This window comes from Streptomyces sp. NPDC002845, assembly GCF_053591955.1.
The window spans coordinates 1-20,352 of record NZ_JBSFUU010000066.1; the positions used below are offsets into that span (position 1 = coordinate 1).

Genomic DNA, 20,352 nt, shown 5'->3' on the forward strand with positions numbered 1-20,352 from the left:
ACCACGGGTTATGCCGACCGTTCCGAGGCAGGCGCAGGGCTCGTCACGCTGTGGCCGCCGCAGTCGGCATAACCCAGCACACGGCATAAGCCGACGACTTTGTCGTGCTGGTGCACGGAACCAAGTCCGAGGCCGAAACGCTCAAGGCGGAGATCGGCGGACTACTGGCCCGCAAACTGAAGATGACCCTCTCGGTCGAGAAGACCCACATCACCCACATCGACGACGGCTTCGTCTTCCTGGGCTTCCACATCCAGCGAAGGCCCTGGTGCGACGGTCATCGCGTCGTACTCACCATCCCGTCCAAGCTCGCCTTGGCGTCGGTGATGCGCAAGATCAAGAAACTGACGGGGCGAAGTACCACCTCGCACTCGTTGGAGGAGGTGCTGCGGACGGTCAACCCGGTCCTCCGGGGCTGGGCTGCCTATTTCCGCTACGGCGCGTCCAAGAGAACGTTCTCCTACCTCGGCTGGTACGCGTGGTGGAGACTGCTTCTCTGGATCCGCTACAAACACCCCCACCTGACCTGGAAACAACTGCGGCGCCGCTACTACGGGGCGGACCGCATCACCGAGGGCGGAATCGTCCTCTACAACCCGGCGAAGATGCGGGTCCAGCGCTACCAGTTCCGGGGAGCACAGATCAGCACGCCCTACAACATCGCCGAGGTCGACCCCGATGGAGCACGCTTCCGCCGGACGAACCACGACGATGTGGCCTTCGTCGGCCAGGTCAGCGAATACCTCGCCTGATCCAGCGGATCACGTGGAGAGCCGGATGCTCGGCCAACGGGCACGTCCGGTTCGGCGGGCGGGGACAGGAAGACCGGCACTGGAAACAGTGCACGGCGTCCCGTCCCCGACCCAACACATGGAGCTCGACCGGCATGGCGCCGAACTGCTCTTCCAGGTCCTGACCGAGCGCGAGGAGAAGAACAGCGTCGCCATCGCCTCCAACGAGCCCCAGATGGTTGGACCAAGACCTTCACTGACCCCCGCCTCTGCGCGGCCATCGTCGACCGCCTGACCTTCAACGGCACGATCATCGAGACCGGCACCGACTCCTTCCGCCTCGCCAGCACCCGGGCACGAGCCGAGGCACCCACCGAGGCCGGCTGACCCTGCAGGCTCCTACCCGACGGCCCGCCGCCCTCAGCTCTTCCGCTCGCTCAGGACGCAGAACTCGTTGCCCTCCGGGTCGAGGAGCGTCACCCAGTGCTGCTCGTCCTGCACGGTGTCGGCGCGCCGGGCACCGAGGGAGAGCAGCCGGGCGACCTCGGCCTCCTGGTCGTTGGGGCGGAAGTCGGGGTGGAGCCGGTTCTTCGACGTCTTGCCCTCGGGGACAGGCACGAAGAGCAGTCCCGGCATCTGGTCCGGCTCAGGCCGGATCTCGATGATCTCCTCGGATTCGTCGACCACTACCCAGCCGAGAGCCTCGGCCCACCAGCGCCCGAGAGCGACGGGGTCGGCGGAGTCGACGATGATCTGTTCCCATTCCAGTGCCATGGGTCTGAGCATAGACAGGACCGGCGGCCCACCCGTCCCTCCGTCGAGGGGCGGGCCGTCCCGCGCAGTGACGTCATTTCTCGTGAACAACCACGGCACCGCCGACCACCAGCTGCCTTCCGAACCGACGAACAAACGCTGCCGCTTGAAGTGAACGAAGCCACGCGCCAGGTCTTCGGGACGATGTTCCCGTGAGGCAGGGCATCCTGCTGTACGGGCCGCCGGCGGCAGGCAAGGACACGATCACGGCGGCACTCACCGAACTCGACGCGAGGTATGTGCCGTTCACCCGGCTGAAGATCGGGACCGGGAAGACCAGGGGCTACCGGATGTGCGCACCGGAGCGGCTGGCCGCCCTGGAAGCACGCGGCGACGTCATCTACCGCAACGACCGGTACGGCAACATTTACGTCGTCGACCGGCCCGGCCTCGACCGGGCCATGGAGGGCGGCAGGGCCCCCGTCGTCCATCTCGGTCAGATGGTGGGGATGGAGCAGGTGACCACCCTCTTCCCGGCGCACTGGGTGCGCGTTCTGCTGTGGTGCTCCAAGGAGACCACCGCCCGACGATCACCCCAGCGGGGCGACACCGACACGGCCGCTCGGCTGGCCGCATGGGACGCCACTCAGGCCGATCTTGCGGCTCATCCGCGTGCGCAGTGGGAGCTGCGCGTGAACACGGATACGACGGCACCCCGTCAAGCCGCACAGAGGATCGACGACATCGTCCGCACCACGTCACCTCGCTCCTGACGGACTCGGCGCAATACACCCTGCTCAACTCGGGTTGTCCAGGCCCCCCTCGATGCGCAGGGCTTCCAGTGCCTCGGCGATATCCAGTTGCTCGTCTCTGTTGCCGTCCCACCGGGCGAGCGTCGCAGCGGCGGCATGCATGAGGGAGTCCGGCAGCCCGGCGTCGGCGAGCAGAGCCGCCGCGTCCTCTGCACGTCGGTGCCGGCGAAGAGTTCGGCGATCCGGTCAGCCTTCTCGCCGGGGCCGGACAGATAGAGCGTCGGGGACTTACCGCCAACCGGAGGCGATCCGACCACGGCGGCATCGATGACCGGCATCGGGGCCAAGCGGTCGGCGATTCGCTGCACGCGCGACGGCGAGACGGCGTTCGCTTCCACATAGATCGTGCCCGCGCCGGCCATGCCGAGCTCGGCTACCTGGGCGACAGTCTCCTCCGCTGCGGCGGGAGGGCACAGGGAGAACAGCACGTCAGAGCGGGAGACGAGCTCGGGCAGTGTCTCGGCTTCGAGGCCCGCGTGCTCGGCCCGGCGGCGGGTTGTGTCGCTGCGTCCGTCGGGGCACCACAGCACGGTGCGGCCGCGGGCGCGCAGTTGGGCGCCGAAGGCGGATCCCATGCTGCCGGGGTGCAGCAGCCCGATGGTGTCCGTCATGCCGTGGTCCTCGCTTGGTCAGCGGAGTGCAGAAGCAGCAGGTCGATGGCCGCGCGTACATGCGGCACCGTGTGGTCCGGCCCGGGATCGTCCGGCGGCCAGGAACGGCCGTTGCCGATCCAGATGGTGCGCAGCCCCGCGGAGCGTCCACCGCCGATGTCATTGACCGGGTTGTCGCCGACCATCCAGCCGCCGCCCAGCACAGTGCCGCAGCGGGCCGCCGCCAGGGCGAAGTGCCGGGTCTGCGGTTTGCGCGCGTCGGCCTCCTCGGAGACGAAGACGCCGTCCACGCGCTCGGAGATACCGGTGGCCCGCAGCTTGGCGCGCTGGATGTCCACCGCGCCGTTGGTGGCCACCCCCACTCGCCAGCTGGCCGCACGCAGCTCGTCCAAGCCGTCGAGGATCGCAGCCGGGCACGACACCATGGCCGCGATGTCGGTGCAGTACGCGCGCCACATCTCCGCGGTCGACGTGGGCAGCCGGTACCGGGTGCGGATCGCATCAAAGGTCGACGGATAAGCCCGCTCGGCCACCAGGCCCAGGACGTGCGCCTGCTCCTCGTCCTCCAGACCGTGCCGGACTGTGAACTCGCTGGCCCAGTCGGCGAGCGTTCCCCGCCGGTCCACGAGTGTGTTGTCGAGGTCGAAGAGAACCAGAGGGCGCCGCACATCTCGCACCATAATGCTGCAGCGCGTTAGTTCGTCGAGGTCATGTCCCCTGTAGTGGCGTAATCGCGTCTTCTACGGCTGACTCGGCCGATCATGTGGCTTCTGCGGAGTCCTGCTTCGAGCCCGAAAATGTGTGGCAGCGCGCCCTTGTGCGCCCCCGTGCAGCCCGGAGGCCCGGCTGCCGAAAGACACGTCACCGCTACTGATCCAGTCGAGGACGAGGACACCCCCACCCCGATGGTGGAATATAGGTCGTCCGGGACTCGGCGGGGGGAAAGACGCGCGTGCACGCTCAGGAGACCACATTCAACGAGCTCGTCCAGGGCGAGAAGCAGTATCAAGTGCCGCTCTATCAGCGCACCTACAGCTGGCAGCGGGACGAGCTGCGGCAACTCTGGGACGATGTTCAGGAGTTGGTCGAGGAGCACTTGGAAGGACGGCCCCCCACGGCGCACTTCCTCGGCTCCGTGGTGCTGGCCCCGGGCCGGATCACCGCCGGCGGCATGCAGCGTTGGCTCGTTGTCGACGGCCAGCAGCGGCTCACCACCCTCATGCTGGCCTTCACGGCGTTGCGCGACCGCCACCGGGAACGCGGCGCGGAGCAGAAGGCCGAGCGCATCCACGACCTTGTGCTCGTCAACAAGTACCGAAGCGGCGACGACCACTACCGGCTCCTGCCCACGCAGGCGGACCGCGACGCCTTCACCGCCTGTGTCGAGAGTTCGCCCAGGGCCGGCGGCCCCGGCAACGTGGGCGCCGCCTACCGGTTCTTCCTGGGCGCCCTCGCAGAGGGCGAGGAAAATGCTGGTGAGACGTGGACGGACGCGGTGGAGACCGTGCTGAGCGGTCTGCTGTCGATCGTGGAGATCACCGCGTCGGAGGGTGACAACGTCTACCGGATCTTCGAGTCGATCAACAATACCGGGGTCGGACTCAGCCAGAGCGACCTGCTGCGCAACTACCTCTTCATGTGCCTGCCGGCCCGGGGCGAGTCCGTCTACCAGAATCTTTGGCTGCCCATGCAGGAACGGCTGGGCCCCGCCAACCTCGAACTCCTCGTCTGGCTCGACCTGGTGGTGGCCGGCAACAGCCGGGCGAAGCAGAGCGAGATCTACCGGGACCAGAAGAAACGCCTGGAGCCTCTGAGTTCCGACGAAGCGGCCCTGGAGGCTGAGATCGCCTCCCTGGCCCGCCGGGCGGAACGTCTGATGCGGATCCTGGAACCCGAGAGGGAGCCCGACCCGGAGCTGCGCGTAGTACTGGAGAGGCTCTCCCGGTGGGGCGGCCAGACCCACTACCCGCTGGCACTCCACCTGCTCGACCGCGTGGACGACGGGCAGGCCACACCCCACCAGGCCGCCCGGGCACTGGCGTACGCCGAGAGCTACATGGTGCGGCGCCTGTTCACCGGACACTCCACCACGGGCAGCAACCGGGTGTTCATGGAGATGGCCAAGGAGATGGAGAAGGACGACGACCCGGCCGAGGCCGTAAGCCGCTTCCTGTCGAAGAGCAAGACGGGTGCCCGCGTCTGGCCCGACGACGACGCCGTCCGCGAGGCGATCCGCACCCGCCCCTTCTACAAGGCGGGCCGCAGCAACCAGCGGTTTCAGGTGCTGCGCAGGCTGGAGGAGAGCTACGGAGCCAGCGAACCGGTCGACTACGCCAAGGCGCACCTGACCGTCGAGCACGTGCTGCCGCAGAGCCCCGCGCACCAGTGGCTGGACCTGCTGGCCGAGGAGACCGAGGACGGACAGGGCGCCGAGGAACTCCACGCCCTACTCGTCCACACGCTGGGCAACCTAACTCTCTCGGCGGACAACGCGAAGCTCTCGAACCATCCGTTCCGCCGCAAGCAGGAGATCCTGGACTTCAGCTCCCTGCGGATGAACCAGGAGATCGCAGGGCGGGAACGCTGGGGGAAGGCGGAAATCCTCGACCGCGCCGCCACCCTCGCCGACCGGGTGGTACGGCTGTGGCCCGGCCCCGTCGCGGGCACGGTCCCGGTGGACGACGAGTGGTCAGGCTGGAAGGAGCTGCGGGCCGCGCTTCTCGCCATGCCGGCCGGGACGTGGACGACATACGGTGATGTCGCCGCGCTCATCGGCACCCACGCCGTCCCCGTCGGCCAGCATCTGGCGTCCAAGGTGGGCCTGCACGGCGCCTACCGGGTGCTGACGGCGGACGGCCGCGTCTCGGCGGGCTTCAGGTGGCCGGACGGCCAGGACCTCGGTGATGTGCGAACCCGTCTGGAGGCCGAGGGAGTTTCCTTCGATGACGCGGGCCGGGCCCGCCGATCCCACCGGCTGACCACCTCCGACCTGGCGGCCCTCCTGGGCAAGGACGTCGTCGATGAGGCCGAGCCGTCACCGCGGGCCGACGGCGACGAGCAGCAGTCGGCGACCAGCCGGTTCGAAACGCAGCTGCGCGACAACCAGACCGAGCAGACCGTCGACGGCGTCCTGGACGCCCTGCGCTTCTGGGAGCAGCAGGGCGGTCATCTCTCCTACGGCCGAGCGAGCGAGACCAGCTGCTTCCCCACAGTGCGTTTCGGCAACGCCCCCGCCTCCCGAGAGCTGTGGCCCCTGGCTCTCTACCCGGTCTCCGGCACCGTCGAGGTCGTCTTCCAGTATCTGAAGCGGCGTCCCCCGTTCGATGACGAGCCGCTGCGGCGCGAGCTGATGAACCGCCTGAACAAGATCGAGGGCATCGACCTGGCCGAGGCAAAACTGGACCTACGCCCGTCCTTCGCGGTGGAGGTCTTCGCCGCGCACAGCGAGGAGATCTGCGCGGTGCTGGAGTGGTTCGCGCATACGGTGGCTCTCGCGGAGGCCCGCCGTATGGTGGACAAGGACCCCGGCACTCCCTGACACCCTCCGTGACCCCTCCGGTGGAGCTGGGGCGACGGCATCCTGCGGCCCCACGCCACGTCACGCATGGGGCCTGTAGCAACGGCGTGCGGAGCCCATGGACATCACGGGCGCGGGTTGACGACCGGCGCCAGGAATGGACTCGGCGCCCCGTGCCAGGACACCCGCAGCGCCTCGCGGGCCCGTGTGCACGCCACGAAGAGCAGGTTCAGCTCGCCGTTCAGGTCCTCCTGGTGCTGCTGGGCGTCGACGTCGACCGCAGTGACGGCCGACTTCATCGGCACGGTGCCCTCGTTCACTCCGGCCACGGCGACGCAGCGGAACTCCAGCCCCTTCATCCGGTGCATGGTGCCGATCCGGACACCGGCGCCACCGCGCCCGGCACCGAGCACGCACGCGGCGACGCCGGCCTGCTCCAGGGCCAGGGCGATGTCCCGCCCCAGCTGGACGTAGCGCACCGCCACCCCGATGTCCTCCGCCTGCACCCCTGCGCCGGTCCAGTCCCGCACACGGGCCACCAGCGCCTCGATCTCCTCAGGCTTCGTGGCATACCCGGCCGTCTCCGGCCGCTCTCCGTGCATGGTGGAGCGGTATCCAGCCAGCGTCTCGTTCCCGCCGTCCATGTCGTCCGGCTCCTCACCGGTCAGCAGTGAGGCCGACCAGGCCAGGATTTCCTGCGTGGTGCGGTAGTTGATCCGGAGTCGGTGCGAGCGGCCGACGACCTGGACGCCGAGCGAGCGCAGCGACACCCGGTTCCCGTAGATCCGCTGGTAGGTGTCCCCGGCGAGGAACAGATCGTCCTGGCCGGGGGTGACCACGGTCCGCAGGAACCGCCACTGCGCGGGGTGCAGGTCCTGCGCCTCGTCGATCACGACATGGCGGTACGGCCGCTTTTCCCGGCCGTCCAGGACGCGTGCCGCCTCCGTGCACACCTGAAGGAACGTCCACTCGCCGGCCTGGCGCAACTGCTCCTCGAACGCGGTGACGGCCCGCCATACCTGAAGGCGTTTCAGCGGTGGGAGCGCGGTGCCGCGGCCGGTGCGCGGCGCCTTCAGGTACTCCTCCGGGGCCGTCAGGGCCTGGGCCAGAACGATCTGACGCCACTCCTGGTCGAGGAAGACGTCCGTGAAGTCGATCCCCAGCCGCCGGGCGATGCGCGCCCAGCGGGCGGTGATCTCCTTCTGGTCGAAGACCAGCTTCAGCGGGGCGCCGCCGTGTTCTGCCCGCACGATCTCGTTGGCCAGGGCGTCGACGTTGACCACCCGGATCTTCGCTCGGACGTCCTCCTCCTCGACCAGCAGCGTCAGACAGCGCTCCAGCTCGGCCGCGAGATCCCTGGTGAAGGTGGTGAGCAGAACGCATCCGTCGGGGGCGTCCTCGGGCAGTTGCCGGGCCAGGTGGTACGCCCGGTGCAGGGCGACCACCGTCTTCCCCGTGCCGGGCCCGCCGGTGACCCGGGCCGGCCCGGCGTAGCCCTCGTGGTACGCCACCCGGTACTGGCTCGGGTGCAGGAAGACCCGCCAGGCGTCGAACGGCCGCTCCAGGATTCCTTGCAGTTCGACGGGGCCCGACACGAGCGCGACCCGGCCGCGGGAACGGGCCATCGCGGTGCCCAGCTCATCGCCGTCATCGGCTTCGGGAGTCCGCGCGGCGGTCCGGGCGTACGCCTGCACCAGTTCCCGGTCGATCGCCTCGGGCGTCATGCCGGTCGCGAGCCCTAGCAGGACGTCGTACTGATGCTCCGGCAGCACCTTGTGCAGTGCTTCCAGATGGTCCTCGTCCGGGATCAGCCGGATGATCGGCAGGATCTCCGCGTCCACGCCGAGGCTGCGCAGCACCTTGTCCGGGTAGTCGGAGTGGGGGAACAGGCGGGTCGGTTCCTCGGCGGCCAGCGCACGCAGCCCCGCCGTGGCCCGTTCCAGGGCTACGTCGTTGCGTATCTCGATGCCTTGCGTCGCCTCGTTCACCGACGCACGGTGCTTGGCGGCCCAGTCGTTGGCCTTGTCATGGGGGAGCACCTTGAGCAGCAGGTAGCTGTCGCCCGACTCGCCCTTGAGGACGACGCCGCGCCAGAAGCCGGTGATGCGGATGGTCCGCAGCCGTGGATCTTTCTGGTGAGTCAGCTTCTCCAGGTGCAGCCCAGTGTGCGTGGCTGCCGCGAACTTCTCGAACACCTCGAAGACCCGCTTCTGGACTGGTTTCTCCAACGCCGCGAACTCCAGCAGGAAGTCCCGGTGCATCCCCAGCGTCGCCATCCGCGCCCCTCCAGAAGACTACGATCACCTTACTGACCGGCTCCGATTCGCGAGACCGGTCCGTACGTGCCAGGGCAGCCGGATCGCCTCGATCGCCGTCCGCCTGCGGCGCGGGTCAGTTGACTCGGCGGTTGCCGGGCGGAACCTCGCTCCGGTGCATCCCCACGACGACGGAGCCCGGCCCGCTGGCGGACAGGCTCTCGCGTATCAGGTCGATGACGTAGTCCCAGCCGGTGCCGCGCGTGCCGATCCATCCGTCCCTGAGCAGCGTGGTGAAGGTGGTGTTGTTCAGGTACCGGGGAACCGACTCCTCGACGATGCGTGTCCCGCCGGACGGCCCGTCGGCCTCGGGGCGTTGAAGCAGTTCCTGGAAGTGCTCCCGCGTCAGATACATGCCGGGGATGAGGGCGGCGGAGTTCATCATGAAGGGAGTGGTTCGGCATAGTTTGACCATGCTGGGCGTGGGGACCAGGCGTGGATCCCCCAGCGTCGTCGGCCCCTCCTGGCTGGTCCGAGGCCACTCGTCCTCGGCCTTGCACTCGTCGTCGACGGTCTCCATCCGCTTCAACTCCCGCTCGCCGGTGGCGTCGTGCCAGTACACCCAGCCGGGCCCGCTCTGACGCATCCGCTTGTACTGGACCATGGCCACGCTGCGGGAGTACTCGTTCACGTAGATCATGTCGACGCCCATGACGGTCTCGGCGTTCGTGCGGTTGGCGTTGTACACGAACAACCGATGGCGGGATTCGGAGTTACGACGGTAGATCCGCCAGCCGACCTGCACGGCGTCCTCGCCCTCCATGCCAGGGAAGCGCAGATAGTCGTGGACGATCTGCTGGTCCTCGATCTGCCGGAGAGCGGGCAGCCCTTCGATGAAGGGGACGGACCGGGATCGGGGATCATCCCCGCTGAGTGATTGTTGCCACGCTTCGAGCGGATCGCGGTCCGCGCCGAACGTCTCCATGAGGGTGCCCACGGCGTCCTTCTCAAGGCTCCGCTGTTCTCCCTCCCGACCTGTCGGAGGATTGGCCCCCAGGCTGTTCTCCAGGTCGTCCAGCGTCTCGTTCAGTTCCGGCCGCAGATGCCGGATGGCGGCGAGCAGGTTGTCGCCGGCCGCGGGAGACAAACGACCGTCGTCCTTGAGGAATCGGCGGCTGGCTCCCATTGCGCCCTCAAGGTCGACGAGCGGCAGCGGAACCTGGAGTGCGGTGAAGTCGCGGGCGAGCAGGGCGCGTTCGTAGGTACCCGACCGCCTGCCCGGGAAGACGCCGCCCACCCCGATGATCCTGCGCTGCTCATAGCGGGCGTGACGGTCCGTGAAGAAGGCGAGACACCACACACGCGGCTTTCTCCAGTCCTTGTACGGGTACGCGAAGGTCCGCTCACCGCGGGTCAGCCATGCCGGAGGCTTCTCGGGGAGCCGCTCCGTCATCAGCGCGGTGCTGTGCACTAGAGCGACGGCGACCATCAGCGACCTCCTGCATTTCGTGAAACGTGGAGGCTCAATTGTTGGTCAGGTTGCGGCTGTCAGGACACAGTGGCTGTCAATCGGTCATGTGAATGGCGATCATTCGACGGTGGCGGGACCTCATGAAGCTCCTGGCCACCGAGTGAGAACCCCCCGACGCTGCAGCTCCCGTATGTGGTCCGCCATTCGCCCCGGCATGGGACCGCCACTCAGCAGGACGCCCGCCTCGATGTTGCGCTCGGCGCCGGCCGCCGTGAGGTTGGCGCTGGAGAGGAAGAGGATCCGGTCGTCGGCCACCGCCAGTTTCGCGTGCAACCGGCTGCCAGGAGTGGGGCGTTGACCCGTCGGCCAGTGCCAGAGCCGCAAGCCCGGTATACGGGAGAAAGCGTCGGCCGGTTCGTTCCCAGAGAGCAGCCCGCCCGCGCCTTCCAGCGTCTCCACGACGATGTCCACTGTGACGCCCCGGGCCACGGCCTCGGACAGCGCTGCGGTCAGCGGTGCGTACGAGCGGGCCGAGTAGGTCACGGCGACGAGCCGGTGCTCCGCGGCGCCGACCACCTCCGTCAGCACCTGGGCAGTGGCGCGGCCAGGTGTCCCAGGCGTGGAAGGGCCGCTCCACACCGCACGGGCCTCGGTGTCCTCGCGCCGCCGGGTCCAGGCCGCCCTGGAGGAGCGGATCACGCGGACGGAACAGCAGCTGGTCGGCGTCCGCGGGGAACTCGCCGTAGCCGATGCCATGCGTCGGGCTCTCACGCTCGCGGAGAGGGACTTCCCCAGGGCACGGAGACTCGCGGACGCATGGAGCAGGACCGAATCAGCGGAGAGGGCACTGCGTGACCTGACCGCCAAGGTGACTCGGGCGGCACGGCTGGCCGAGGAGGCCCGCGCTCTCGCGGTAACGGCGCGTGCCGAGGCGGATGCCACCGCGACCGCCCACGATCTGCCCGGCGATCCGGACTCCCTTGACCGCGTACGCACCGCACTGGCTGCCCTGCTCAGCGGTACCGGGCATCTACGCAGGGCCGTCGGCGGCACGGGGGATCGGATCGGCGCGCATGAGACGGATGCCGAACGGTACGGGCATGCCCGCGAGGATCGCCTGGCCGCGGAGGAGGGCTACCGGGTCCACCTCACCGGACTGCGCACCGCGGAGCAGGACCTGCGGACGCGCGAGGCGGCGATCGGATCGTCCGAGGAAGAGATCCTCACCCGCGAGAAGGAGGCCAAGCAGCGCATCGCGGACGCTGTCTGTTCCCTGCCTGCGGCGCAACGATCCCGCGATGACCTCCACGACCGGCGTGTGCGAGCGGAAGAGGACGAGAAGCGCCTGCGCGGGACTCTGGCAGACCAGGAGACGGCGGTCATCGACAGCGGCGGCGCCCTTCGCGGTGCTCTCGGCTGACCGGAGGTGGTGCTCGGCGCGGGTCTCGACCGGTCCTCTCTGCCCGAGTACGTGTCGGACGATCCCAGCGTGGACGTCCGCAGCCGTCTGCGCGCACTGCGGGCCCTCGCCGAGGCCGTGGAGCAGGCCCTCGGTCGTCCGAAAGGCGAGGTGTCGGACAGCACCCTGCTCAACCGGCACACCGATCTGCGCGACCATCTGGCCGGCGGATTCGACGCACAGCTGGAGGAACGCGACGGGATCAAGGTGTGCCGTCTGGTCGACGACCACGGGTCCCATGACGTCGCGGCCGTCGGCGAGCGGATCGCCGTCCAGGCGGCGGAGGCCCGCGGACGGCTCACCGAGCGCGAGCGCGAGGTGTTCCAGCGGTTCCTGACCGGCGAGCTCGGTGACCACCTCTCGGCACAGGTCATCACCGCGGCGAACCTGGTCGCGGCTCTCAACGACACCCTGCGGACCGTGCGCACCTCTCACGGTCTCGGCGTCGAGCTGCTGTGGAAGCTGGACGAAGACGTGGACGCGGACGTCCGGGCAGCCGTGGACCTGCTGCGCAGCCCGTCGAGCCTCCGGACACGCGACGAGACCGAGCAGCTCCGCGAAGTCCTGCAACGCCGGATCGAGGACGCCCGACGCGCCGATCCTTCAGCAGGTTACGCCGCCCATCTGCGGACCGCGCTGGACTACCGCGACTGGTTCCGCTTCCACACCTTCGTGGTCGAGGACGCAGCTCCGGGCCGCCGTAGAAAATTGACCGGCCGGACCGGTCTCAGCCAGGGCGAACAGCGGGTGCTCTCCTACCTCGTGCTCTTCGCCGCGGCTGCCGCCCACTTCACCAGCCTCGCCGAATCGGCGCCGCACGCGCCACGGCTGATCCTCCTGGACGACGCCTTCGCGAAGGTCGACGAACCCACCCATGGCCGACTGGGCCGTATCCTCGTCGACCTCGATCTCGACTTCGTCCTCACCAGCGAGCGGCTCATGGGCAACTGGCCCGAGGTTCCGTCCCTGCACATCTACGAGTGCCTCCGCGATCCCCACGTCCGAGGCGTGGCCACCCTGCACTACACCTGGAACGGCCGCCACCGCCGTCTGGTGTCCGTGTGAGCGCTCTGCCCTCCGCGACGCGCGAATGGCTGACGGGCCCCGGCCTCACCCGGCTCTGGGAGAGCGCACGCAAACGCCTGGAGAGCAACGGCGTACAGGCCACCGGTTCCCTCCGGCTCACCGCGATGAACCCCCAGGAACGCAATGCCCTGTCGCTCCTGCTGGGCAAACCGCTCACCGGTGCCGCCGTGACGGTACGCCTCGACGTGCTCGACGCACGACTTCGCGCCTCGGCCGCCGGACTCGGGCTCAGGCAGACCCTGGAGGAGCTCGGCCCGCCCCTCACCAACCGCCGTGCCGCCCGCGCGGACGCGACGGCACGGCGGGAGCAGGTGTGGTCGTCCCTCGCTTCGTCACTGGACGCCTCCCCGCTCGCCGACCAGGAATGGCCCCGGCAGTGGTACGACCTGCTGCGCCGGTCCGGCGTTCCGCGAGGAGTGACGCCCGAAACAGCGGTATGGACACTCCAGCAGGCGGTCCAAGTCCTCACCACTCTCCTCGGACCCGAGCGGGGTGGGACACTCGGCCGAGGAGAACTCGCCGCCATGGCGACCGGCTCCGCGCACGGCCTCGACGACGGCACCTGGCTCGCCCGCCTCGTCCAACGCGGTGTCGCCCTCGCCCACGGCACCGAGTTCCCCGACGACGCTGCCGGTCGACGCGCACTGTGGCGGCTGGTGTCCGTCACGCCGGACGAGGTCTCCAGCACGGTGCTGACCTACGGGCTGCGCCCCGCCGGCGAGGGCTGGCGGGAGCGTGCCCTACGTGAGCGGGCCGAGCATCACGCCGAAGCGCACCTGACGCCGCGCGACCTGCACTCCCTGTGTCTGCAACTCCCCGCCGGAACACTCATCCACGTCTGTGAAAACCCACGTGTGGTCGAAGCCGCAGCGGACGCGGCATGCGTCCAGCCCCTGGTGTGCACGTCCGGCAGCGCCGCCACGGTGGTCTTCACACTTCTCGACGCCCTCGCTGTCACGGGCTGCCGCTTCGCGTACCACGGCGACTTCGACTGGCCGGGGATCGCTCTCGCCAACCGGGTCATCCGGCGCTACGAAGCCCAGCCGTGGCGCATGGGCACCGCGGATTACGAGCACCTGGCCGCTCGCAGCCAGGCTGAGGGCATCCCCCAACTGGCGCTCGACGGCCAGCTGATCAACGCGGACTGGGACCCGGATCTCACCCCGGCCATGACTGCCCTCGGCGTCGCACTCCATGAGGAGGCCACTCTCGACCTTCTGGTGGACGACCTGTCACGTCAGACGTAGGTACGTCGGCGCCATGCTGGGCTCCCGGAGCCAACCTGTCCCGAAAGCCCCGGCCTGAGTCGGTTCCCGACTCGGACACCGCTCCGGAGTCGGAAGCGGCAGCAGAGTCAGCGCCACGCCGTCCCCCGGAGCCCTGTGACGGCGGCGTGCCTCCACCCTGGCGCCAGGCCGAGTAGAGGACTGCCGCGGCGGAGGTGCTCGCGATGACCTGATCGGAAGGAAGATTCAAGGCGATCAGAGCTGTGGGGGTGCCGACGATGATGGCGAAGGCACAGAGATCGGCTGTGCGCTGACGCATCGACATCCTTTCTCACGTAGCGTTTTTCGGCTGGGGTGACCACGGTGCCGGACGTCCACGACTCCCGGAAGTTCGATCTTCCGATCAGATAGATTGAATCCTCTTTTGAGGAGATCCAAGGAGCGGTGGCGAGGACGTGGCGCACCGAAAGCGGGGCGGTCAGTGGTCAGAGGTGGACACAGAACTCTGCATGCCCATGCGGGAGATCGTGGGGCTGCTGCGTGATCTGGTCGACAGCAGCGGAGTCCAGATGAAGGGGCTGCAACAGCTACTGCTGGCGCAGCACCGGGAAGGCCCGCGCCCTCCGTCGTATCAGGTGCTCTCGGATCGGCTTCGAGGCAGAGGGCTTCAGAACAACGCCTCGTTGATCTACGCGATCATCGCGGTACTCGCTCCACCAGAGCGTAAGGAAGCCATGACCGAGGAGGTCAGGCAACACCTGGTGAATGCGCGGGCCACGCTGGCAGCCGACAGTACGCAACCATCGCAAGAGCCGACGCCCGGCAGCCCGGATCCGGAACTCGTGGACGTGCTGCGAGAGAACCGCGACCTTCGCGGCAAGGTGGAACGGATGGAGCGCCGCCTGGCGCGCAAGGAGAAGCATCTCCAAGCACTGCGCGACCAGTTGGCTGCCGCCGAGCGCCGAGCCCCGGCTCCGAGCGTCGGCCTAGCGCGAGATGAGCCGACCACTGTAGTCCCGTCCTTTCCGGACGAGGGTATTGCAGGGACGCGCTCGGCAAACTCTGACATTGCAGCCGCGACCAGCAACCCTTCTTTCGCCGCCGAAGGAACTGAAGGCGGGCTGGGCTCCTCTGACGTGGCAACCGTCGCGGATGCCCTGCGGGGCATGCCGGACTTCGAGGCAGCAACGGCGAACGCCCTGCGCCACGCATTCGACAGCGTGCTCGACGGACGGCGAACGGGGCGATTCGACCCGGCCACGCTCGGGAAATCCGAGAAGGTCTACCTCGGCGCCAAGGTCAGTCACGAGCTCACGGCGGCCTGGGGATTCCCGCCTGGCCAGGAGACCACCGACCTGCCGATAGGACGCCAGCAGGTGGTACTGAAGTTCACCACGGGCGCGACATGGACGATTACTCCCGGGGAGGTAGGGAGGGTGTGCCTGCTCGTGTCAGCCAACGACGAGCGGTCCTGCTGGAGCCTCGGACTGATCCGGATCGAACCCGGCCACCTCAGCGGAGCGGCCAACCGCGACTTCAAGCGCACACTCTCGGCCTCAGGTCGACAGGCCGTTACCTGGCTCTTTCACAACGCGCGTCTGCCGGAGAACACCCTTCTCCACCTTCCGGCACCGCTTCGAGAGAAGATTTTCGCCACCGAAGTGAGCCGGGGCGGCAGCCAGACTCGGGTGAACAACCTCTTCAGGCTCGCGCAAGGACGGCTACTCAACCGAACCACGATCTCCACCGTCTCTGTGACCGCAGATGGCCCGAAGCGAGTTCGAGCTGCCCGGGAGGCGCTGCGCGGCGATGGCATCCTCGTGCTCGGCGGAACCAGTCGACAGGCGACGATCGCCCGTAGCCTCGGCCTGCCCGTGCCGCGCGACGGTGAATGGGTCAGTCAACGGGTCACCCGCCGACGCCCCGAACATGGCGCTGCACCGAGCATCGCCCTCTCCGATGAGGTGTGGACACTGGCTCGACCAGACGACCCCATCGAGGAGGCCCCGTCGCTCGCGAAACTCTGGTAGGGCTGAGGGAAACGTCGGCGAACCCCCGTCAGTGCACTGCGCCCTGCTCCGATATGCCCATAACCGCCTGCGCTGTCAGTCCTGTTCGGCATGATTGGCGTCCGCACCTGGTGGATCACCGCGCCCGGGTGGGTCTGACCATAGGCCAGGGGCACGATTTCGAGATTGGAGTCCGATGGCCGCGGCGGAATCACACACGTCTCTCCCCTTTGAATTCCTGCGTACGGTCATCGCGCAGGCGTCCGCCGACTCCCCACCCACCCGCATGGCTGTCGAGGCGATACGCACAGCATCCCAAAGCACAGACCGGGACGGTCTGCTCATGACCCTGCTCAAGGGACCGCTCGCACAGGCAGCGCCCGAGTGGCTGTTGGCCACGGCGGTGGAGACCGATCTGAATCGCGAACCGCAGCCGTACATGCCGACGGACCCCATGGAGTTGACCCGCGTTGCCCTGTCGCACCCCGCCTGCCCGAACACATACCGAACGCGGTATTTGCAGGAGTGCACTGAGGCACGACTCAGTGTGCTCGGCCGGAGAGGGGGTGGGGCAGCGCTCATCCGCGCCGTCGTCGCTGAGCTCCACCGCCGCTCGGAACCGGACCTGACCATCACCCCCGAGCTGCTGACAGCTCCGACGCCCGCCCAGCTCGTACTCGGTGAACACGGCCTGCACGAGGACGTGTTCGTCGCAGCCCTCGACTGCCTCCCGTTCGGGCCGTACAAGCATGACGGCGAAGAAGACGTCGAGGTGTGGATGGAGCGCCACCGTGCCGCATCCGACGCATGGGACAACATGTGGTCCGGCATCGTCCGGGTGCACACCGTACACCACCGCCGCCTGCTGACCTGGTGCGCGCGGCACCGTGACGCCGATCGTGTTGTGCGCGAGCACCTGCTCGGCTCGTTGCCGTGGCACGTCGAACCGACCTTGTTGGAGGAAGTCGCCGCACACAACCTGGAGTACTTCGGTCGGGCGATCCTCCTTACCCGGATCTCCCGGTCCTGCCGGGACGGGCTGCCGCCTGCGCAGGCACGGGAGCGCCACGCCGACGAGCTGGCGGCCGCGTCCCAGGAGGAGCGGGACTACGTGGAGCGATTCCTCGACGAGGAGATGCAGTCCGGGTACCTCCAGACCATGGCCTGCCGCTCTGCTGTCGCCTGGGTGGAGCGCGCAAGCAGGCAAACCTGGCGGTACCTCCTCAACCCAAGCGAGGCCCGGCGTCTCGGACGGCCCCGGGAATGGCTGGCGTCCGAAGAACTCGTTGCTACCCTCGGCACTCGGTTCGCGACCATCTCCCTTACTGCCTTGAGCCTCTGGGAGCCCGACCCCGATTCGCGCTATCCGGTCGTGCGTGATCTCGGCTGGTTGCACGCACTCCTCGTACATCTCCCCGAAGTCCCGGACGAGGCACGGCAGAAAGCACGTCTCGTGGTGCAGGAAACCCGGCGGGCCCTGGCCGCCCGGTCCGGTGCGCACGGCTACACCTCCTCCGGCCATTCCGCGTGGGAGGAGAACCGACGGGCCAATGAACTGATCACCACCATCATGCCGCTCATCACCGATCCCGTCCCCGCCTTGCCGGGGCGACGCACGGCCTCCCTCGGCGACCCGCAGGACATAGGTTTCAAGAAGCTGGCGAACGCCGACGAGAACGTTCTCGTCGCCTACCTCGACCGGCACACGGGCAACGACACGCTCGTCGAGGAGGCACTGCTCTCCTTCGCCGCCCGCTCCTACCGGAAGTCCCTCACCTTCGACGACGTACTGGCCCGCCACTCCGCCCCACAGCAGACAGTGCTCGATCTCACGCTGCACCTGCGCAGGCGCCTGGGCGGCGGACCAGACCTTCGTGGGAGCTGGGCCGAGATCATGCTGGCCCGGCCCGAGTGCCCTGCGGAGTTGCTCCGGCTGCTGCCTGCCTGGTCAGCGCTGAAGGCCCGCGGCCCGCGCTACGACACCACTCATCCCGCAGTCGCCGCCTACGTCACCGAGGCGCTCGGAGACAGTGACGAGGCGTGGCAACGGTTCGCGGCGAGTCCCATGTCGCACGCTGGCCCAGGCGCCTGGCATCGGCTCGGCGACCTCCTCGACGCGGCAGTCAACGGGACCGCGTGGCCGGCGCCTCCGCCGGGACGATGACAGCAGCCATGTCGATCGGTCTCAGTCTCGTGGGCATGATCCCGAACTGCCTCGCCAAGTACATGGAGAACGTCAACGGCGGGGTCCGGACGAGTGGCTCCTCGGGAGCCATCTGGGAGCCGACCCGCTCCCCGAGCCCCTTCGAGGCCACCTGAGACCACGACAGCCCGACGCCCTGAACAGGTAAAACGGCATCCGCACTGGCGAGATCACTACTCGACCCTCATTCGGGACGAAGAGGGCGTGAGTTCAGGACGCCAGGCGTTGCAGGCGGCTGGTGGCTTCGTGGAGAACGTCGTCCCTCTTGCAGAAGGCGAACCGGACTTGGCTGCGGCCGGCGTCGGGGTCGTCATAGAAGACGGAGTTGGGGACGGCGACGACGCCGCAGCGTTCGGGGAGGGCGCGGCAGAAGGCGTAGGCGTCCTTCTCGCCGAAGGGGGCGATGTCGGTGGTGATGAAGTACGTGCCCTGGGGCTGGTAGACCTCGAACCCGGCCTGGCACAGGCCGTCGCCGAGCAGATCGCGCTTGCGGCGTAGGTCGGTGCGGAAGCTGTCGAAGTACGCGTCCGGCAGCCGCAACGCTTCGGCGATCGCGTACTGGAACGGGCCCGCGCTGACGTACGTCAGGTACTGCTTGGCCGTCCGGACGGCTGCGACGAGCGGGGCGTCCGCCATGACCCAGCCAACCTTCCATCCGGTGAAGGAGAAGGTCTTGCCGGCGGACGAGATGGAGACGGTGCGCTCGCGCATGCCGGGCAGGGCCGCGATGGGGCGGTGCGTGCCCTCGTAGACCAAGTGCTCGTACACCTCGTCGGTGACGACGAGCAGGTCGTGTTCGACGGCGAGTGCGGCGATGGCGCTCTGCTCTTCGGCGGTGAGGACCATCCCGGTCGGATTGTGCGGGGTGTTGAGGAGAAGGAGCCGGGTCTGCGGGGTGATCTTGGCGCGCAGCTCGTCCAGGTCTGGGCGGAAGGACGTCGCGCGCAGGGTCAGGGGTACTCGCTTCGCGCCGGCCATCGCGATGCAGGCGGCGTAGGAGTCGTAGAAGGGCTCGAAGGCGATCACCTCGTCACCGGGCTCCAACAACGCGAGCATGGCCGCGGCGATCGCCTCTGTCGCCCCTGCGCTGACCAGGACTTCCGTGTCGGGGTCGAAGCTCAGGTCGTAGAAGCGCCGCTGGTGGTCGGCGATCGCCGTGCGCAGCTCCGGGATGCCCGGCCCCGGCGGGTACTGGTTGCCGCGCCCGTCCCGTAGCGCTCGGACGGCCGCTTCCCGTACTGACTCCGGCCCGTCGGTGTCGGGGAAGCCCTGGCCCAGGTTGATGGACCCGGTCTCGATGGCGAGGGCCGACATCTCGGCGAAGATCGTCGTCCCGAACTCGGCGAGGCGGCGGTTCAGCAGGGGGCGGGGCGGTGGGAGGGGCGGGCCAGGAGGGTGAGTCATGGGCGTCATCCTGCGCCGAAGCTCTGGAGTTCCTCAACTCTGCTTTGGCGTGCGGAGCGCGGGGGCATCCCACCGTCACGCACGGCCCACGGGGGGTCCGTACGGGAACGAAAGGTGGTGGCGGAGATGGAGGGTCTCTTCCTTTTCATCGGCGCGGTGTTCGTGGTGGTCCTGGTGAGGGCTGTCGTGGGTGTCGGGTCGGGGCGCGGGGGGCGCCGCCGTTCGCGCAGCTGGTGGGCCGACGGGGGGTCGGGCGGGTCGAGCCACTCGAGCCACTCGGGGGACTCGGGGGACTCGGGGGACTCGGGTGGCTCGTCGTGTGGTGGCGGGTCCTCGTGCGGCGGGGGTGGCGGTGGTGGTGGCGGGGGCGGATGCGGTGGGGGTAGCTGAGGCCTCCCGGCAGGCGGCGTACTGGGCGCCTGCTGTGGTGGGGGTGGGTCGGGGCCGTGCAGGTGTGTCCGCCCGTCGCGTGTGGACATACGGCTCGGGGGTCGCAGGAGACGGGTTGGTCGAGCCCTCTGTATGCGACGGGCGTTGACACACCGGCACGGCCCCTCTCGCGCGTGGGCGGCTTTCACACCGTGGGGGCGTGCGCCGGTGCGGAGGCGACCGCCCTCTTGGCTGGTGTGGTGGGCGCGCGTGGCGCTGGTCGGGGCTGGGGGCGTACGCCCGGTTGAACAGTTGAGCTGGAGAGCCCTCGGGGGGATGGAAACCCGGCGAAGTTGGGTAAAAACGCTGTGGTGGCGCCACAGTTCATGATTCCCTATAAATCGCCGACGCAGCCCCTGGACGTCCCGACCCGCCCGGCCTGACGG

At 68.6% G+C, this 20,352-nt stretch carries 16 protein-coding genes and 1 pseudogene; 10 read left to right on the forward strand and 7 right to left on the reverse strand.

Going from position 1 to position 20,352, the window contains the following annotated elements:
* The first annotated feature begins 104 nt into the window (after positions 1 to 104).
* Positions 105 to 752 carry a group II intron maturase-specific domain-containing protein gene (locus tag ACWD3C_RS35155; protein ID WP_451150376.1) on the forward strand — a complete coding sequence of 216 codons (648 nt, stop codon included), beginning with the start codon at positions 105 to 107 and terminating at the stop codon, positions 750 to 752.
* Positions 753 to 867: 115 nt separating this feature from the next.
* Positions 868 to 1,118: pseudogene (locus ACWD3C_RS35160) on the forward strand (ATP-binding protein); the annotation flags it as partial.
* A gap of 33 nt (positions 1,119 to 1,151) precedes the next feature.
* Here ACWD3C_RS35160 and ACWD3C_RS35165 read toward each other — a convergent pair.
* Complete coding sequence (locus ACWD3C_RS35165; RefSeq protein ID WP_389885845.1) at positions 1,152 to 1,505, reverse strand: VOC family protein; 354 nt, start codon at positions 1,503 to 1,505, stop codon at positions 1,152 to 1,154.
* Between the two features lie 191 nt (positions 1,506 to 1,696).
* On the opposite strand from ACWD3C_RS35165, the gene ACWD3C_RS35170 reads away from it, so the two are divergent.
* Complete coding sequence (locus tag ACWD3C_RS35170) at positions 1,697 to 2,257, forward strand: guanylate kinase (protein ID WP_451150381.1); 561 nt, start codon at positions 1,697 to 1,699, stop codon at positions 2,255 to 2,257.
* Here the strand turns inward: ACWD3C_RS35170 and ACWD3C_RS35175 are convergent.
* Together ACWD3C_RS35175 and ACWD3C_RS35180 are read right to left on the reverse strand one after the other, a co-directional pair.
* The gene (locus tag ACWD3C_RS35175; protein ID WP_451150383.1) at positions 2,203 to 2,907 is read right to left on the reverse strand and encodes an NAD(P)-binding domain-containing protein; all 705 of its coding nucleotides are present in this window, start codon (positions 2,905 to 2,907) and stop codon (positions 2,203 to 2,205) included. The genes ACWD3C_RS35170 and ACWD3C_RS35175 overlap by 55 nt on opposite strands.
* Positions 2,904 to 3,575, reverse strand: a complete 672-nt coding sequence (locus tag ACWD3C_RS35180) for an HAD family hydrolase (protein WP_451150385.1) — start codon at positions 3,573 to 3,575, stop codon at positions 2,904 to 2,906. The genes ACWD3C_RS35175 and ACWD3C_RS35180 overlap by 4 nt, the downstream gene beginning before the upstream one ends.
* A gap of 284 nt (positions 3,576 to 3,859) precedes the next feature.
* On the opposite strand from ACWD3C_RS35180, the gene ACWD3C_RS35185 reads away from it, so the two are divergent.
* Positions 3,860 to 6,445 (forward strand): GmrSD restriction endonuclease domain-containing protein, encoded by a 2,586-nt coding sequence (locus ACWD3C_RS35185; protein ID WP_451150387.1) that lies wholly within the window; start codon positions 3,860 to 3,862, stop codon positions 6,443 to 6,445.
* A 104-nt stretch (positions 6,446 to 6,549) separates the two neighbouring features.
* Here ACWD3C_RS35185 and ACWD3C_RS35190 read toward each other — a convergent pair whose 3' ends face one another.
* From ACWD3C_RS35190 to drmC, 3 genes are all read right to left on the reverse strand, one after another.
* Positions 6,550 to 8,700 (reverse strand): UvrD-helicase domain-containing protein, encoded by a 2,151-nt coding sequence (locus ACWD3C_RS35190; RefSeq protein ID WP_451150389.1) that lies wholly within the window; start codon positions 8,698 to 8,700, stop codon positions 6,550 to 6,552.
* Positions 8,701 to 8,815: 115 nt separating this feature from the next.
* On the reverse strand, positions 8,816 to 10,168 hold the full coding sequence (locus tag ACWD3C_RS35195; protein ID WP_451150391.1) for a hypothetical protein: 1,353 nt from the start codon (positions 10,166 to 10,168) through the stop codon (positions 8,816 to 8,818).
* Positions 10,169 to 10,288: 120 nt separating this feature from the next.
* The gene (drmC, locus tag ACWD3C_RS35200; protein ID WP_451150393.1) at positions 10,289 to 10,906 is read right to left on the reverse strand and encodes a DISARM system phospholipase D-like protein DrmC; all 618 of its coding nucleotides are present in this window, start codon (positions 10,904 to 10,906) and stop codon (positions 10,289 to 10,291) included.
* Here drmC and ACWD3C_RS35205 point away from each other — a divergent pair.
* The 6 genes from ACWD3C_RS35205 (at position 10,905) to ACWD3C_RS35230 (ending at position 18,249) form a co-directional block, all read left to right on the forward strand.
* Positions 10,905 to 11,570 carry a hypothetical protein gene (locus ACWD3C_RS35205; protein WP_451150395.1) on the forward strand — a complete coding sequence of 222 codons (666 nt, stop codon included), beginning with the start codon at positions 10,905 to 10,907 and terminating at the stop codon, positions 11,568 to 11,570. The genes drmC and ACWD3C_RS35205 overlap by 2 nt on opposite strands.
* Before the next feature lie 69 nt (positions 11,571 to 11,639).
* A complete protein-coding gene (locus ACWD3C_RS35210) occupies positions 11,640 to 12,674 on the forward strand; it encodes an SbcC/MukB-like Walker B domain-containing protein (protein WP_451150397.1) in 1,035 nt (344 codons plus the stop codon).
* On the forward strand, positions 12,671 to 13,942 hold the full coding sequence (locus ACWD3C_RS35215) for a TIGR02679 family protein (protein WP_451150399.1): 1,272 nt from the start codon (positions 12,671 to 12,673) through the stop codon (positions 13,940 to 13,942). The genes ACWD3C_RS35210 and ACWD3C_RS35215 overlap by 4 nt, the downstream gene beginning before the upstream one ends.
* 494 nt (positions 13,943 to 14,436) lie before the next feature.
* Positions 14,437 to 15,951 (forward strand): NaeI family type II restriction endonuclease, encoded by a 1,515-nt coding sequence (locus tag ACWD3C_RS35220; protein WP_451150401.1) that lies wholly within the window; start codon positions 14,437 to 14,439, stop codon positions 15,949 to 15,951.
* A 322-nt stretch (positions 15,952 to 16,273) separates the two neighbouring features.
* Positions 16,274 to 18,094 carry a hypothetical protein gene (locus ACWD3C_RS35225; RefSeq protein ID WP_451150403.1) on the forward strand — a complete coding sequence of 607 codons (1,821 nt, stop codon included), beginning with the start codon at positions 16,274 to 16,276 and terminating at the stop codon, positions 18,092 to 18,094.
* Between the two features lie 8 nt (positions 18,095 to 18,102).
* A complete protein-coding gene (locus ACWD3C_RS35230) occupies positions 18,103 to 18,249 on the forward strand; it encodes a hypothetical protein (RefSeq protein ID WP_451150405.1) in 147 nt (48 codons plus the stop codon).
* Between the two features lie 94 nt (positions 18,250 to 18,343).
* Here ACWD3C_RS35230 and ACWD3C_RS35235 read toward each other — a convergent pair whose 3' ends face one another.
* Positions 18,344 to 19,546 carry a pyridoxal phosphate-dependent aminotransferase gene (locus ACWD3C_RS35235; protein WP_451150407.1) on the reverse strand — a complete coding sequence of 401 codons (1,203 nt, stop codon included), beginning with the start codon at positions 19,544 to 19,546 and terminating at the stop codon, positions 18,344 to 18,346.
* Between the last annotated feature and the right edge of the window lie 806 nt (positions 19,547 to 20,352).

Coding starts and splice junctions, on each gene's coding strand:
- ACWD3C_RS35165 (WP_389885845.1), bottom strand. CDS start 1,505: ATGGCACTGGAATGGGAACAGATCATCGTCGACTCCGCCGACCCCGTC.
- ACWD3C_RS35175 (WP_451150383.1), bottom strand. CDS start 2,907: ATGACGGACACCATCGGGCTGCTGCACCCCGGCAGCATGGGATCCGCC.
- ACWD3C_RS35190 (WP_451150389.1), bottom strand. CDS start 8,700: ATGGCGACGCTGGGGATGCACCGGGACTTCCTGCTGGAGTTCGCGGCG.
- ACWD3C_RS35195 (WP_451150391.1), bottom strand. CDS start 10,168: ATGGTCGCCGTCGCTCTAGTGCACAGCACCGCGCTGATGACGGAGCGG.
- ACWD3C_RS35205 (WP_451150395.1), top strand. CDS start 10,905: ATGCGTCGGGCTCTCACGCTCGCGGAGAGGGACTTCCCCAGGGCACGG.
- drmC (WP_451150393.1), bottom strand. CDS start 10,906: ATGGCATCGGCTACGGCGAGTTCCCCGCGGACGCCGACCAGCTGCTGT.
- ACWD3C_RS35220 (WP_451150401.1), top strand. CDS start 14,437: ATGCGGGAGATCGTGGGGCTGCTGCGTGATCTGGTCGACAGCAGCGGA.
- ACWD3C_RS35225 (WP_451150403.1), top strand. CDS start 16,274: ATGACCCTGCTCAAGGGACCGCTCGCACAGGCAGCGCCCGAGTGGCTG.
- ACWD3C_RS35230 (WP_451150405.1), top strand. CDS start 18,103: ATGTCGATCGGTCTCAGTCTCGTGGGCATGATCCCGAACTGCCTCGCC.
- ACWD3C_RS35235 (WP_451150407.1), bottom strand. CDS start 19,546: ATGACGCCCATGACTCACCCTCCTGGCCCGCCCCTCCCACCGCCCCGC.